13 protein-coding genes are annotated in these 13,166 nt (G+C 71.5%); 6 read left to right on the top strand and 7 right to left on the bottom strand.

Annotated features, from left to right (window positions below; genetic code table 11):
- Window positions 1–90: 90 nt before the first annotated feature.
- On the bottom strand, window positions 91–591 hold the full coding sequence (gene greA / locus NQ707_RS04015; RefSeq protein ID WP_055684306.1) for a transcription elongation factor GreA: 501 nt from the start codon (window positions 589–591) through the stop codon (window positions 91–93).
- Window positions 592–853: 262 nt separating this feature from the next.
- Window positions 854–1,258 (bottom strand): DUF4307 domain-containing protein, encoded by a 405-nt coding sequence (locus NQ707_RS04010; protein WP_055684307.1) that lies wholly within the window; start codon window positions 1,256–1,258, stop codon window positions 854–856.
- Between the two features lie 103 nt (window positions 1,259–1,361).
- Here NQ707_RS04010 and mca point away from each other — a divergent pair, with 103 nt between their 5' ends.
- The gene (gene mca, locus NQ707_RS04005; RefSeq protein WP_058730220.1) at window positions 1,362–2,306 is read left to right on the top strand and encodes a mycothiol conjugate amidase Mca; all 945 of its coding nucleotides are present in this window, start codon (window positions 1,362–1,364) and stop codon (window positions 2,304–2,306) included.
- A complete protein-coding gene (locus tag NQ707_RS04000; protein ID WP_058743460.1) occupies window positions 2,303–2,692 on the top strand; it encodes a hypothetical protein in 390 nt (129 codons plus the stop codon). Before mca ends, NQ707_RS04000 begins: the two co-directional genes overlap by 4 nt.
- Here NQ707_RS04000 and NQ707_RS03995 read toward each other — a convergent pair.
- Window positions 2,680–3,471, bottom strand: a complete 792-nt coding sequence (locus tag NQ707_RS03995; RefSeq protein ID WP_081046138.1) for a hemolysin III family protein — start codon at window positions 3,469–3,471, stop codon at window positions 2,680–2,682. The two genes, NQ707_RS04000 and NQ707_RS03995, sit on opposite strands and share 13 nt — an antisense overlap.
- 254 nt (window positions 3,472–3,725) lie before the next feature.
- Here NQ707_RS03995 and NQ707_RS03990 point away from each other — a divergent pair, with 254 nt between their 5' ends.
- The 4 genes from NQ707_RS03990 (at window position 3,726) to NQ707_RS03975 (ending at window position 8,122) form a co-directional block, all read left to right on the top strand.
- Window positions 3,726–4,487, top strand: coding sequence for an isoprenyl transferase (locus tag NQ707_RS03990; RefSeq protein ID WP_058730212.1), 762 nt, complete (start codon window positions 3,726–3,728; stop codon window positions 4,485–4,487).
- Window positions 4,488–4,514: 27 nt separating this feature from the next.
- Window positions 4,515–5,036, top strand: a complete 522-nt coding sequence (locus tag NQ707_RS03985) for a prepilin peptidase (protein ID WP_055684310.1) — start codon at window positions 4,515–4,517, stop codon at window positions 5,034–5,036.
- A gap of 39 nt (window positions 5,037–5,075) precedes the next feature.
- On the top strand, window positions 5,076–5,639 hold the full coding sequence (locus NQ707_RS03980) for an NUDIX domain-containing protein (protein ID WP_081046137.1): 564 nt from the start codon (window positions 5,076–5,078) through the stop codon (window positions 5,637–5,639).
- A 314-nt stretch (window positions 5,640–5,953) separates the two neighbouring features.
- A complete protein-coding gene (locus tag NQ707_RS03975; protein WP_404434902.1) occupies window positions 5,954–8,122 on the top strand; it encodes a PT domain-containing protein in 2,169 nt (722 codons plus the stop codon).
- Window positions 8,123–8,208: 86 nt separating this feature from the next.
- Here the strand turns inward: NQ707_RS03975 and NQ707_RS03970 are convergent, their stop codons facing one another.
- From NQ707_RS03970 to NQ707_RS03955, 4 genes are all read right to left on the bottom strand, one after another.
- Window positions 8,209–9,960, bottom strand: a complete 1,752-nt coding sequence (locus tag NQ707_RS03970; protein WP_075514535.1) for a pyruvate dehydrogenase — start codon at window positions 9,958–9,960, stop codon at window positions 8,209–8,211.
- A 268-nt stretch (window positions 9,961–10,228) separates the two neighbouring features.
- The gene (locus NQ707_RS03965) at window positions 10,229–11,635 is read right to left on the bottom strand and encodes a class II fumarate hydratase (protein WP_404434897.1); all 1,407 of its coding nucleotides are present in this window, start codon (window positions 11,633–11,635) and stop codon (window positions 10,229–10,231) included.
- A gap of 69 nt (window positions 11,636–11,704) precedes the next feature.
- A complete protein-coding gene (locus NQ707_RS03960; RefSeq protein ID WP_075514534.1) occupies window positions 11,705–12,343 on the bottom strand; it encodes a carbonic anhydrase in 639 nt (212 codons plus the stop codon).
- A gap of 99 nt (window positions 12,344–12,442) precedes the next feature.
- Window positions 12,443–13,099 (bottom strand): DUF4245 domain-containing protein, encoded by a 657-nt coding sequence (locus NQ707_RS03955; protein ID WP_165601616.1) that lies wholly within the window; start codon window positions 13,097–13,099, stop codon window positions 12,443–12,445.
- Window positions 13,100–13,166 lie beyond the last annotated feature (67 nt).

Below are 13,166 nucleotides of genomic sequence, written 5' to 3'. Positions count from 1 at the left end.
GCAGAACGGGAGATGCTTCCCATCTCGGGACGTGTCACGTCCAGGAATGGGAAGCATCTCCCGCTCTGCGGTGGAGTAGGGGGAAAGGGGTCAGTAGGGCTTGGCGGCCAGGACCTTCAGCGGGATGTCCTTGCCGTTGGGGGCCTGGTAGGTCAGCTCGTCGCCCACCTTGTGCCCCATGATGGCCTGACCCATCGGGGACTTCTCGCTGTAGACCTGCAGGTCGTCATCGCCGACCAGGGTGTCGGCGACCTCGCGGGAGCCCAGCAGGAACGTGATCTTCTTCCCCGCGATCTCCGCTTCCACGCGCATCCCGGGCTCCACGACGCCGTCGTCGGCGGGCTTCTGGCCCACCTCGGAGTTCTCCAGGAGGTACTTCAGCTGCTGGATGCGGCCCTCGTTCTTGCCCTGCTCCTCCTTGGCGGCGTGGTAGCCGCCGTTCTCGCGCAGATCGCCCTCCTCGCGGGCGGCTTCGATGCGGTCCACGATCTCCTGGCGCTTGGGGCCCTCGCGCTCCTCCAGCTCCGCCTGGAGGCGGTCGTAGGCCTCCTGGGTCAGCCAGGCTGCGGATTCGGTGGTCTCTTCGGACATCGTGTCTCCTCGGTCGGGACGCCCGCCGCGGGCCCCGGACGGTCCGGGCGCGCTTGCGGGCCGGTGCCGGGGTCTGGCCCCGGGCCGACGCCGCGAGACGGCGTGCGTCTGGTCATGCAGATCAGGCCCGCAGCGGACCGCACGGGGTCGGGCTGCGGGTGACGTCAGGCTCCCAGTGTAGCCGCGCGCGGCGCGCCGCCGGCCGATTAAGCTCTGCGGAACACCGATGCCGATGCCGACGCCGACGCCGACGCCGTCGCGCTCACGCGCCGTCGACGACCCAGCAGGATTCCACGGTGGCGGTCTCGGCCCGCCCGGTGGTCAGCAGGTCCACGTGCTGGCGCGAGGTGGCCCCGGCGTCGCGGCCCACCTGGATCTCCTTCCAGCCGACCACGGCCCGCTGATCGTTCACGGCCTGCACCGCGCAGCGCACGTCGTCGTCCGGGCGCTTGGTGAGGTCGAAGTCCAGGGAGGTGCGCAGCGGGGAGCTGACCTGCACGCTCTTCTCCTGGTAGGTCGGGGCGGTGCCCCGGTGGGCGGCGATCCAGGCGACGAAACCGGAGGCCAGCACCAGCACGAGCACCGCCAGCAGGGCCAGCGCACGCCGCGAGGGCCGGGTGCGGGCGGGCTTCTTCCCGTAGCGCTGGTCTAGAGTGGAGGAGGTCAATTCGCTCGCTTCCGGCGGGTGCTCATGGACTGATCCCCACTCTAGCGAAAAGGATGTGTGCCAGGCCGTGCCAGAGCCGCTCAAGACCCAGACCGCAGGCCCCGTGGTCCCGCTCGACGCCGCCCTCGCCTCGGATTATTCGGGGCTGCGGATCCTCGCCGTCCACGCGCATCCCGACGACGAGTCCAGCAAGGGCGCGGCCACGATGGCCGCCTACGCCGCGCGCGGCGCCCGGGTCATGGTCGCCACCTGCACCGGCGGGGAGCGCGGGTCCATCCTCAACCCGGGCGTGGAGCGCAATCCCCGGTCCCACTGGGACCTGCCCGGGCTGCGTCGGCAGGAGATGGCCCGGGCCCGGGAGATCCTGGGGGTCGAGCACCGCTGGCTGGGGTTCACGGATTCCGGTCTGCCGGAGGGGGATCCGCTGCCGCCGCTGCCGCAGAACTCCTTCGCGACCCTGCCGCTGGCCCGGGCCGCAGCGCCCTTGGTGCGTCTGGTGCGCTCCTTCCGCCCACACGTGATCCTCGCCTACGACGAGAACGGCGGCTACCCGCACCCGGACCACATCATGAGCCACCGGGTGGCCGTGGAGGCCTGGGACGCGGCCGGGGACCCCGAGCGCTATCCGGGGACCGGTGAGCCCTGGACGCCGCTGAAGCTGTACTACGACCGGGCCTTCAACGTCGAGCGCTTCCAGGCCCTGCACGAGGCGCTGGTGGAGCGCGGACTGCCCTCTCCATACGCCGAGCGGCTGGCGCAGTGGGCCGAATCCGAGCCGGAGGGCGCCCCGCCGGTCTCCCGCCACGAGACCACCACGCAGATCCCGGTGGCCGACACGCTCGCGGTGCGCGACGACGCGCTGCGCGCCCACGAGTCCCAGGTGGACCCGGAGGGCTTCTTCTTCGCCGTCGCCCAGGATATCCAGCGCGAGGTGTGGCCGTGGGAGGACTACGTGCTGGCCGCCAGCCGCGTCCCGGAGAGCCTGCCTGAGCACGATCTGGCCGCCGGGATCGGCCTCGACGCCGCACCGGCGGGGGAGCGTCGATGATGGGCGCACCGGTCCTCGCCCTGGTGGGCCCCGTCCGGACGGCTGCGCTCGCGGCCGCCGAGCAGAGTCCCTCTCTGAAGCCCGGGCTGGACACCGCCGACGTCTCCCCGGGCACGGTGGGCTTCCTGGCGACCCTGGTGATGGTGATCCTGGTGATCCTCGTGGCCCTGGACCACACGCGGCGCCAGCGCCGGATGAAGAACCGCTTCGACTACGCGATGGCCCGCGCCGAGCAGGACCGACGCCGCGCCGAACAGCCCGAGGAGCGGGCGGGCGACGGCGGGGCCGCAGCCGCCGCCGGGACCGGCGAGCGCGAGGAGACCGCCGAGAGACCGACCGAGCAGAAGGACCCGGGCACGGGTGCGGACGGGGATCAGCCGGCGTAGATCGAGAAGACGATGGCGATCCAGTGGCAGATGAACCCGAGGATCGTGCACACGTGGAACAGCTCGTGGAAGCCGAACACCGCAGGCGCCAGGTGCGGGCGCTTCAGCGCGTAGAACACCGCTCCGACGATGTAGCAGGCCCCGCCGCAGCAGATCAGGATCGTCGCCGTCGGGCTCACCGCCCAGAAGTCCCCCAGGAAGAACACCGCGGCCAGGCCCATGACCACGTACAGCGGTGTGTAGAGCAGCCGCGGGGCGCCGGTCCACAGCACCCGGAACAGCACCAGCAGCAGGGCACAGCCCCAGATGCTCCACAGCAGGATCTGCGTCTTCGGCGGGTCCAGCATGGTCAGGGCCAGCGGCGTGTACGTGCCGGCGATGATCAGGGAGATGTTCGAGTGGTCCAGGCGCTTGAAGACCATCCGGGTCCGATCCGGCCAGTACGCCCGGTGGTACATCCCGGAGACCCCGAACAGGATCACGCTGGTCAGCGCGAACACGGCGCAGGCCAGGGACAGCGCCCCGCCGCCGGCCAGCACGATCAGCACGATCCCGGCCGCGAAGGCCACGGGAGCGAAGGACGCGTGGATCCACCCGCGCCAGGCGGGCTTGCGCTCCAGGACCTCGGCGAAGCGCTCGGCCGCGGTGACGGCGGCCTCCTCCGCCCGGTCCGTGGCGCGCCGGGTCGCCGCCTCGGCCCGATCCAGCAGGCTGGCGGCGTCCGCCTCCCGGTGCGGATGGCCGGACTGGTTCCCATGCTGCGTGCGCGACGGCGCCATGACGGCGGCCCCTTCCTGCCGGTGCGGGATGCTGTGGTCATCCTAGTCCTCGCGTCCGGATGCCGGCCCCGGTGGCCCCGACTCGGCGCGGCTCGCGGTACGGTGGGGACTGACCGACCGCCCGACGCGGCCGACGCTCGGGGTGGGCGCAACCGCCGCCCGGTGCGCCGACCCGCCAGCCCAGCGCCCGGTCGGCACCGCACCCGAGGACGGGTGCGCAGGAGAGCCGAGGGGCGCGCAGGAGAAGGACCGAGATGAAGCTGCGCAAGCCGCTGTACAGCGTGTACGAGCGGAACCTGGTCGCCGGGATTCCGGCGGAGCGCCTGCCGAAGCACGTGGGGGTCATGGTGGACGGCAACCGTCGCTGGGCCGCCCTGATGGGCCAGACCACCCGGCACGGACACCAGGCCGGGGCGGAGCGGATCCAGGAGTTCCTGGGCTGGTGCCGGGAGCTGGGGATCGACGTCGTGACCCTGTACATGCTCTCCACCGAGAACCTCAGCCGGCCGGCCGAGGAGCTGACGGACCTGCTGGGGATCATCGAGGAGCTGCTCACGGGCCTGGCCGATTCCCGGGTGGCCCGGCTGCAGCCGGTCGGCGCCCTCGAGCTGCTGCCGGAGGGTCTGGCCGCGACCCTGGAGCGGGCCACGGTGAGCACCGCCGAGGTGGAGGGGCTGCACGTGAACATCGCCGTGGGCTACGGCGGACGGCAGGAGATCGTGGACGCGGTCCGGGAGCTGCTGCGCGACGCCGCCCGGGAGGGACGCGAGATCGCCGAGCTCGCCGAGACCCTGGGGGCCGAGGACATCGAGAACTACCTCTACACCCGGGGCCAGCCGGACCCGGATCTGGTGATCCGCACCTCGGGGGAGCAGCGGCTGTCCGGGTTCATGATGTGGCAGTCCGCGTACTCCGAGTTCTACTTCTGCGAGGCGCTGTGGCCGGATTTCCGGAAGGTGGACTTCCTGCGGGCCCTGCGCGACTACGCCGGGCGGCAGCGGCGCTTCGGCTCCTGAGACACCGGGCGGGAAGGGGAGCAGACCATGGTGCGGATGCTCGGGGACTGGGCGGCGGCCGGCCGATACGGCGCCGTCGCGCTGGGGGCGGCCGGGGCGCTGGCCTTCCTGGTGCTGGCCGCGGTGCTCACCGTGATCGACGCCCGCGAGCACCGGCTGCCGCGGGCCTGGGTGCTGCCGGCCTACCCGGTGCTGGGCATCCTGCTGGGTGCCGCCTTCGCGCTCGGCGAGGGACCGGGAAGCCTGCTCGGCGGGCTGCTGGGCGCGGCGGGCACCGGGATCTTCTACGGCGCGGTGCGCCTGGCCTCCCCGGCGGCGATGGGTTTGGGTGATGTCCGCCTGGCCCCGCTGCTGGGCTGGAGCCTCGGGCTGGTCTCCGTGCCGCACGCCCTGGTCGGACTGCTGCTGAGCTTCCTGCTGGCCGGGCTCTGGGCCGCGGGGCTGATCCTGCTGCGCCGGGCGGATGCGGACTCCCACGTGGCCTTCGGCCCCTGGATGCTGCTCGGCACGGCTGCGGCCTGGCTGGCCCTGCCCGCCCGCCTGCTGTGACTCCCGTGATCCCACCGACGCATCGAGAAGGAGAAACCCATGCCCACCCCTGAGTTCGTGCTGAGCATCCGCGAGAAGATCGGCCACGACCTGCTGTGGATGACCGGGGTCACCGCGGTGATCCTGGATGACCGGGAGCGGATCCTGCTGTGCCGGCGCGCGGACAACGGGGCGTGGACCCCGATCACCGGGATCGTGGATCCGGGGGAGCAGCCGGCGGACACCGCCGTGCGGGAGGCCGAGGAGGAGACCGGAGTGCGGATCGCGGTGGAGGGGCTGGCCTCGGTGCTGAGCAATCCGCCGCTGGTCTTTCCCAACGGGGACCGGGCGCAGTTCCTGGATCTGACCTTCCGATGCCGCTGGGTCGGCGGGCGGGCCCGGGTCAACGACGAGGAGTCCACCGCGGTCCGCTGGTTCCCGCTGGATGATCTTCCCTCCATGTCCGAGCGGATGCACCGGCGCATCGCCGCGGCGCTGGGGTTCTCCGGGCGCACCGACTTCGCGGTCGGCGGCGCACAGAGCAGGGAAGCGCAGAACGGGGGAGCCGGGGACTCGGGATCCCCGAGCGGCCGCGGATCCGAGGCGGCGTCGGACCCTTCGTAGCGCTAAAGACTAAGGGCGTACTCAGATGAAGATCAGGTAATCTTTACGGGCACCTGAGCCGACCCGCAGGTCGGCCTCACTGTGTCATTGCGCCGCACCGGGTGCTGCGGACGAAAGCATCTTCAAGGAGGATCGATGCGCCGAGGACCCGCGCTGTCCGCGATCGCGACCCTGTCGACCCTGACCCTGACCGGAACCGTCCTGGTGGCCCCCGCCCAGGCGAGCGAGGGGGTCAGCCTCTCACCGGAGACCACCATCACCACCGGCGGACGCCCCCGGGACCTGGACGTGGCGCCGCGCGCCAGCAACTGTCCGTGCCCGTGCAGCAGGACTCCATCCTGCCCGGGCAGGACGCCGACGCGCCCGTCGGGCACATCGCCCGGATCGACCTGGCGAACCCGCAGACCCAGCAGCGGCATCAGGTCACCCAGCCGCGGCCCAGCGACGTCGTCTCCAGCGCCGACGGGTCTCGGCTGTACGTGCTCAACGCCTCCGACGGCTCCATCACGGTGCTCGATGCCCGCAGCGGGGCCGTCGAGCGGGAGATCGAGGGCGTGGTCACCTCCTCGAACGGCATCGTGCTGGACTCGGACAGCGGCGACCTGTACGTGTTCGACAACTTCGGCCTGCAGCGGGTCATCCCCGGCACCGGGGAGGTCATGGAGCGCACCGAGGTGAGCCGGCACGAACGGCCCTTCGTCCGGGATGCGGTCTACGACGCCCAGCACCGGCTGGTGTGGCTGGCCAACGCCAATGAGGGTGTGGTCACCGCGTACTCCACCGTGACCCACCAGTGGGTGCGCACCGTGCGGGTCCCGGTGGCCGAGTACCGGTTCGAGGACACCGTCCTGGGAGCGAATCCGCGATCGCTGGCGATCGATCCCCAGCTGGGCAACCTGTACATCGGCACCAGCGGCAGCAAGGTCGCGGTGGTGCAGACCTCCACCGGCAAGCACCTGGGGGCTCCCATCTCCGTGGTGGGGGAGTCCACCTCCCTGACGGTGAACCCCCGCACCCACGAGGTCGTGGCCGGTCACGGCCGGGCCAACACCGTCTCGGTGATCTCCCCGCAGACCTGGACCGTGGCCTCCTCCCTCGATCTGCACGCGGCGGGGATCACCGGTCCCGCGGGCTTCTTCACCTCGGACGTGACGGACGTGGAGACCGGGGCGGACGGCACCGAGGTCTACGTCTCCCACGAGCGCACCGGCCGGGTGTCCATCCTGGACCGGTCCGGGGACATCCCCGAGGTCACGCCGCTGAGCGTGGCACCGGGGCAGGACGAGGCGCCGGACCCGCAGGAGCCGGGGCCGGGCGGCGAGCCCTGGGATGGTCCGGCGACGGCGGACCCCCTGCAGCGTCCCGCCGATGCGGTGGAGGTCTCCCACCCGAGCCTGTCCTGGGCGGTGAACGACTACATGCGGTCCTGGACCCCCGAACCGCTGGGCCCGGTCACCCGCGAGGGGCAGCAGTACGTCTTCGGTGAGGGCCGCGGCTGGTACGACGGGCGCAGCGGACGGGCCTCGGTGGCCTGGGACGGCGGGGTGCGCATCCGGCACTACGCGATCATGGCCCCGGGGGTGATCACCAGCTTCGGGAATCCCCGCCTGGATGTGGAGGCGGACGGCTCGGCGCGACTGAGCGTGGAGCTGAGCTGGATGCTCAACGACGAGAACAGCGGCGGGTACCACCGGGTCACCATGGCCACCTTCGATCACGTGGAGCTCAGCCGGGAGGGCCAGCGGGTGACGGTCACCGGGACCCCGGACTTCGCGGGCCGCGAGTACCGCGAGGGCGACCGGGTGTTCTCCGGGTCCTTCCCGGGGGAGTTCATCGACGCGCTGCACCCGGATATGCGGCCCCGGTGGTATGCCTCCGGGTCCGGTGGGGACGCCAAGAAGACCCCACTGCCGCTGTCGGTGAGCTTCGACGCCGAGCAGAAGGCCGCCGAGCCGACGCCGGAGCCGACCAGCGAGCCGACGGCCGAGCCGACCGCTGACCCCACCGCGGAGCCGACCGCGGAGCCCACCAGCGAACCGACCGTCGAGCCCACCGCCGAGCCGATGGCCGAGCCCACCAGCGAACCGACCGTCGAGCCCACCGCCGAGCCGATGGCCGAGCCCACCGCGGAGCCGACGTCGGACCCCGCCGACCCGACCGTGCCGGCGCCCGGCGGTGACGAGGACGCCGACGCCGAGGATCCGGAGGGTGCTCAGGAAGTGGGCGGCGCGGGAACCGGGCAGCCCGGCCCCGATGACTCGGCCGACCGCTCCGATCGGGCCGGAGCCGTCGGGACCGGCGGCGGCAACAGCCCCGAGAACGGCGGCACCGGTGGACCCAGCGATGCCGGCTCCGGCAACGACGGCTCCGGCGGCGGCCTGGCGGCCACCGGGGCCCGCACCGGCGGGTACCTGGCGGTCGGTGCGCTCCTGCTCGCCCTGGGCGCCGGTGCGCTGACGCTGCGGCACCGTCGCCGGGCCTGAGCCCGAAGACACGGAAAGGGCCCCACCCCGCGCGATCGCGGGATGGGGCCCTTTCCGTCAGCCTCAGCGACCCGACGGCGCCGGTGCTACCACTGGCGCACGGCCTGCACGTTGCGCAGGTTGGAGCGGGCCATGGACACGGCCTCGCCCGCGCCGCGGTTGAGCACGATCTTGGACATCGCGGTCGCGAAGCCGAAGATCTGGTCCGAGGAGATCTTCGGCGGCACGGACAGGGACATCGGATCGGTGATGACCTCCACCAGGGCCGGGCCGTCGAAGGACAGCGCCTCCTGGTAGGCCTTCTTCAGCTTCTTCGGGTCCGTCACGCGGATGGCGTGGAAGCCCATCGCCTTGGCGATGTCCGCGTAGTTGGTGTCCGGCACGTCCACGCCGAAGTCGGCCAGGCCGTCCACCAGCATCTCCAGCTTGACCATGCCCAGCGTGGAGTTGTTGAACACCACGACGTTGGTGGGCAGGCGGTAGGTGGCGATGGTGATGAGATCGCCCAGCAGCATGGACAGCCCGCCGTCGCCGGACAGCGAGATGACCTGGCGGCCCGGGTAGGCAAACTGCGCCCCGATGGACTGCGGCATCGCGTTGGCCATGGACCCGTGCAGGTAGGACCCGATCAGCCGGCGCTTGCCGTTGGGGCGGATGTAGCGGGCCGACCACACGTTGCACATGCCGGTGTCCGCGGTGAACACGGCGTCCTCGGCGGCGACCTCATCCAGCACGGAAGCGGCGTACTCGGGGTGGATCGGCTGGTGCTTCTCCACGTTGCGGGTGTACGCGCCGACGGCCTTGTTCATGATCTGGTCGTGCTTCTTCAGCACGCGATCCAGCCACTTGCGGTCCTTCTTGTACTCCACCAGCGGCAGCAGGGCCCGCAGGGTCTCCAGGGCGGAGCCCTCGATCTGCAGGTCCACGTCCGTGCGCCGACCCATGACCGAGGGATCGGTGTCGATCTGGATGGTCGTGGTCTCCGGCAGGAACTGGTCGTACGGGAAGTCCGTGCCGATCATGATCATCAGGTCGGCGTCGTGGATGCCCTCGGCGGCCGCACCGTAGCCCAGCAGGCCGGTCATGCCGACGTCGAAGGGGTTGTCGTACTGGATGAAGTCCTTGCCGCGCAGGGAGTGCCCGACCGGGGCGGCGGCCTTCTCCGCGAGGGAGACGACCTCGTCGTGGGCGCCCTCGATGCCGGCGCCGACGAACAGCGCGACCTTCTTGGCGCGGTTGATGTGGGAGGCCAGCTCCTGGATGGTCTCCTGGTGCGGGACCTTCGGGGCCCGGCGCAGGGTCCCCAGCACCGGGGCCTCGGTGGCGGTGTCCTCATCGGCGATGTCGCCCGGGATGGTCACCACGGCCACCCCGGAGTCGCCGACGGCGTGGCGGATCGCCGAGGCGACCACGCGCGGGGACTGCTCGGGGGAGAGCACCATCTCGTTGTAGACGGAGCACTCCTCGAAGATCTGCTGCGGGCGGGTCTCCTGGAAGTACCCCTGCCCGATCTGCTTGCTCGGGATGTGCGAGGCGATCGCAAGCACCGGGGCCTGGGAGCGGTTGGCGTCGTACAGGCCGTTGATCAGGTGCATATTGCCCGGGCCACAGGAACCGGCGCACACGGCGAGCTCCCCGGTCAGCTGGGCGTCCGCGCTTGCGGCGAAGGCGGCGGCCTCCTCGTGGCGCACATGCACCCAGTCGATCCCGCCCTTCTTGGAGCCGCCGGTGGCGCGCACGGCGTCGACGATGGGGTTCAGGGAGTCTCCGACGATCCCGTAGATGCGGTGAACGCCGGCCTCGACCAGCTGGTTCACGATCTGTTCTGCAAGCTTCACGATGCCTCGATCTCTCTTCTCGCTTCTCACGGGGATGGGTGGCCTCCTGCAGGCACAGGGGCACCCACGCAGCCCGGTGATGCCGTCTATGACAACACCGCTGCATCGAACCAATATTCCAGAACGCCCCTCCCGGTGGAAGAGGCCATACCCCCTTGTGAGCGATGTCGCGGCCGCCTCCTCGGGTGGGCGCACGCCCCGGCGTCGATCGGCGCGGGGAACGCGCACGCGACGCCGGGGCGTGGGTGGGACGCGGCGGGCGGGACGGCTAGCGCCGGCCCAGCATCCGGGTCACGTCCAGGGCCTCGTCCAGCTGCTGCTCGGTGACCTCGCCGCGCTCGACGTAGCCCAGCTGCTCCACGGCCTCGCGCACGGTGGTCTTGTGGGCCACGGCGTGCTTGGCGATCTTCGCGGCCGCCTCGTAGCCGATGAGTTTGTTCATCGGGGTCACGGTGGACGGGGAGGCCTCGGCCAGGAAGCGGGCCCGCTCCTCGTTGGCCTCCAGCCCGTCCACCATCTTCTCCGTCATGACCCGGGAGGAGTTGGCCAGCAGCCGGATGGACTCCAGCAGGTTCTTGGCCATCACGGGGATGCCGACGTTGAGCTCGAAGGCGCCGTTGGTGGAGGACAGGGCGATCGTGGTGTCATTGCCGATGACTTGGGCGGCCACCTGGATCACGGCCTCGCAGATCACCGGGTTGACCTTGCCCGGCATGATCGAGGAGCCCGGCTGCAGGTCCGGGATGTGCAGCTCGCCCAGGCCCGTGTTCGGCCCGGAGCCCATCCAGCGGATGTCGTTGCAGATCTTCATCAGCGAGTATGCGATGTTCCGCAGCTGCCCGGAGGCCTCGATCAGCCCGTCCCGGTTGGCCTGGGCCTCGAAGTGGTTGCGGGCCTCGGTCAGGGGCAGACCGGTCTCCTCCGCCAGCAGCTCGATGACGCGGGCGGAGAAGCCGTCCGGGGTGTTGATCCCGGTGCCCACGGCCGTCCCGCCCAGGGGGACCTCGGCCACCCGCGGCAGCGAGGCTTCGATGCGCTCGATGCCGTAGCGGACCTGGGCGGCGTAGCCGGAGAACTCCTGCCCCAGGGTCACGGGGGTGGCGTCCATCAGGTGGGTGCGCCCGGACTTCACCACGTCCGCGAACTGCTCGGCCTTCGCCTCCAAGGAGGAGGCCAGGGTGTCCAGGGCCGGGATGAGGTCCTTGATCAGCGCGCCGGTCACGGCCACGTGCACGGAGGTGGGGAAGACGTCGTTGGAGGACTGGGAGGCGTTGACGTGGTCGTTGGGGTGCACCTCGATGCCCTGATCCTCCAGGGCCCGGGTGGCCAGGGTCGCCAGCACCTCGTTGGCGTTCATGTTCGAGGAGGTCCCGGAGCCGGTCTGGAACACGTCGATCGGGAAGTGCTCGTCGTAGGTGTGGGCGGCGACGGCGTCAGCGGCGTCGCGGATGGCCCGGGCCCGGTCCGCGTCCAGGACTCCCAGCTCCTCGTTGGCCTGGGCGGCGGCCTTCTTGACCAGGGCCAGGGCCGCGATGTGGGCGGATTCCAGCGTGGAGCCGGAGATCGGGAAGTTCTGCACGGCGCGCTGGGTCTGGGCCCGGTACAGGGCGTCCTTGGGGACCTGGACCTCGCCCATCGTGTCGTGCTCGATGCGGTATTCGGTGGTGTCGCTCATACGCACCATCCTATGCCGCGACCCGGTCCATGACGTGGTCCGGCCCACCTTCGACGGGCCCGGACCGGATCAGTCCTCGGCCAGCTCCTGGGAGGACCACACCAGCTCGGCCCGGCCGTCGCGCAGGTTGTAGAACACCCCGACGACGGCGGTGCGACCCTCGCGCACCGCGGCGTCGATGATCTTGGACTGGTCCAGCACCCGCTGGGCCGTCTGCCGGGTGTTGGTGCGCACCATGTCGTTGATGGTGGGGGTCTCGCCCTGGGCCTCGCGGTGGGTCTCCACCACGGCGGGCAGGATCTCCTCGACCAGGTCCCGCACGAAGCCGCCGGGCATCTGCCCGGAGTCGTAGGAGCCGGAGGCGGCGGTGACCGCGCCGCAGGAGTCGTGGCCCAGGACCACGATCAGCGGCACGTCCAGATCCGTCACCGAGTACTCCAGGGAGCCCAGTGCGGCGTTGCCCACGACCTGCCCGGCCGTGCGCACCACGAAGGTGTCGCCCAGCCCGAGGTCGAAGATGATCTCCGCGGCCAGCCGGGAGTCCGAGCACCCGAAGATCACGGCGAAGGGGTGTTGCCCGTCGGTCAGGGACTCCCGGCGCGCGGCGTCCTGGTTGGGGTGCTCGGAGGCGCCGGCGACGAAGCGGGCGTTGCCCGCGCGCAGACGCTGCAAGGCTTCGGCGGGGGTGGGACGGGTGCTGGTGCTCATGGGTCCTCGGATCTGTTCTCGTGGGTCGTCTGCGATGGGCCGCGCGGGATCCGCGCGGGGGTCGATGGGGTGTGTGGAACGGGGTCGGTCGGTGAGGGGTCAGGGGGCGGCGGAGGCGCTGGCCGACGCCGCAGCCCCCGCGCCGTCCGCCGCGCGGGCCAGGCGGGAGAGCAGATCCTTCAGCTCCTCATCCCGGGAGTCCCCGGTGACCACCACCGTGGTCCCCGCCAGCCGCCCGACCGCTGAGACGGTGGTCTCCCCGGTCTTGCGGTCCGTGCTGGAGTGGCGGCGCCACTGGATGCCCTCGACATCCATGGTCCCGGTCTGCGGGGCCCGGTCGATCCGCTCGGCCGTCCAGGTGGGATCGGCGCGGTCGGTCTGGGCGAGCGTCAGGAAGCCGCCGGAGGCAGTGACCGCCCCGAACTCCCAGTACGGCACCTCCTGGTCATCGGCGGGGTGCCAGCGGGCGAAGTTCGCGTGCCAGTCCGCGGGCAGCTCGGGGGCCAAGACGTCGAAGCCGGCATCGGTGCGGGCCTGCTGGGCGGTCTGCACCAGGTCCACCTGGGGGCGGTAGGTCTGGTTGTCCGGGCGCGGCTGCAGCCACACGAACGGCAGGGTGATGCCCAGCAGGGCGATCACGGAGATCACCATCGCCCCGACCGGGGTGTTCAGCCGCCGCGCCTGCTTCTCGGTGATCTGCGGGACCACCGGCTCATCCCGCTCGCTCCGGTCCCGGGCCTGCTCGTTCTCCTCCACGTCCCCCATTGTGCCCCACCCGCGGGCGCCCCGTCCGGCCGGGGCGCGTGCCCGGCGGGGCAGGCGG

Origin of the sequence: Rothia sp. BD8, assembly GCF_044878465.1 — a bacterium.
Lineage (GTDB): Bacteria > Actinomycetota > Actinomycetes > Actinomycetales > Micrococcaceae > Rothia > Rothia kristinae.
The sequence above is the reverse complement of the archived record's forward strand: the minus strand, read 5'-3'. Positions and strand labels throughout refer to the sequence as shown.

Coding starts and splice junctions, on each gene's coding strand:
- greA (WP_055684306.1), bottom strand. CDS start 591: ATGTCCGAAGAGACCACCGAATCCGCAGCCTGGCTGACCCAGGAGGCC.
- NQ707_RS04000 (WP_058743460.1), top strand. CDS start 2,303: ATGATGGGCGCACCGGTCCTCGCCCTGGTGGGCCCCGTCCGGACGGCT.
- NQ707_RS03995 (WP_081046138.1), bottom strand. CDS start 3,471: ATGGCGCCGTCGCGCACGCAGCATGGGAACCAGTCCGGCCATCCGCAC.
- NQ707_RS03990 (WP_058730212.1), top strand. CDS start 3,726: ATGAAGCTGCGCAAGCCGCTGTACAGCGTGTACGAGCGGAACCTGGTC.
- NQ707_RS03985 (WP_055684310.1), top strand. CDS start 4,515: ATGGTGCGGATGCTCGGGGACTGGGCGGCGGCCGGCCGATACGGCGCC.
- NQ707_RS03980 (WP_081046137.1), top strand. CDS start 5,076: ATGCCCACCCCTGAGTTCGTGCTGAGCATCCGCGAGAAGATCGGCCAC.
- NQ707_RS03965 (WP_404434897.1), bottom strand. CDS start 11,635: ATGAGCGACACCACCGAATACCGCATCGAGCACGACACGATGGGCGAG.
- NQ707_RS03960 (WP_075514534.1), bottom strand. CDS start 12,343: ATGAGCACCAGCACCCGTCCCACCCCCGCCGAAGCCTTGCAGCGTCTG.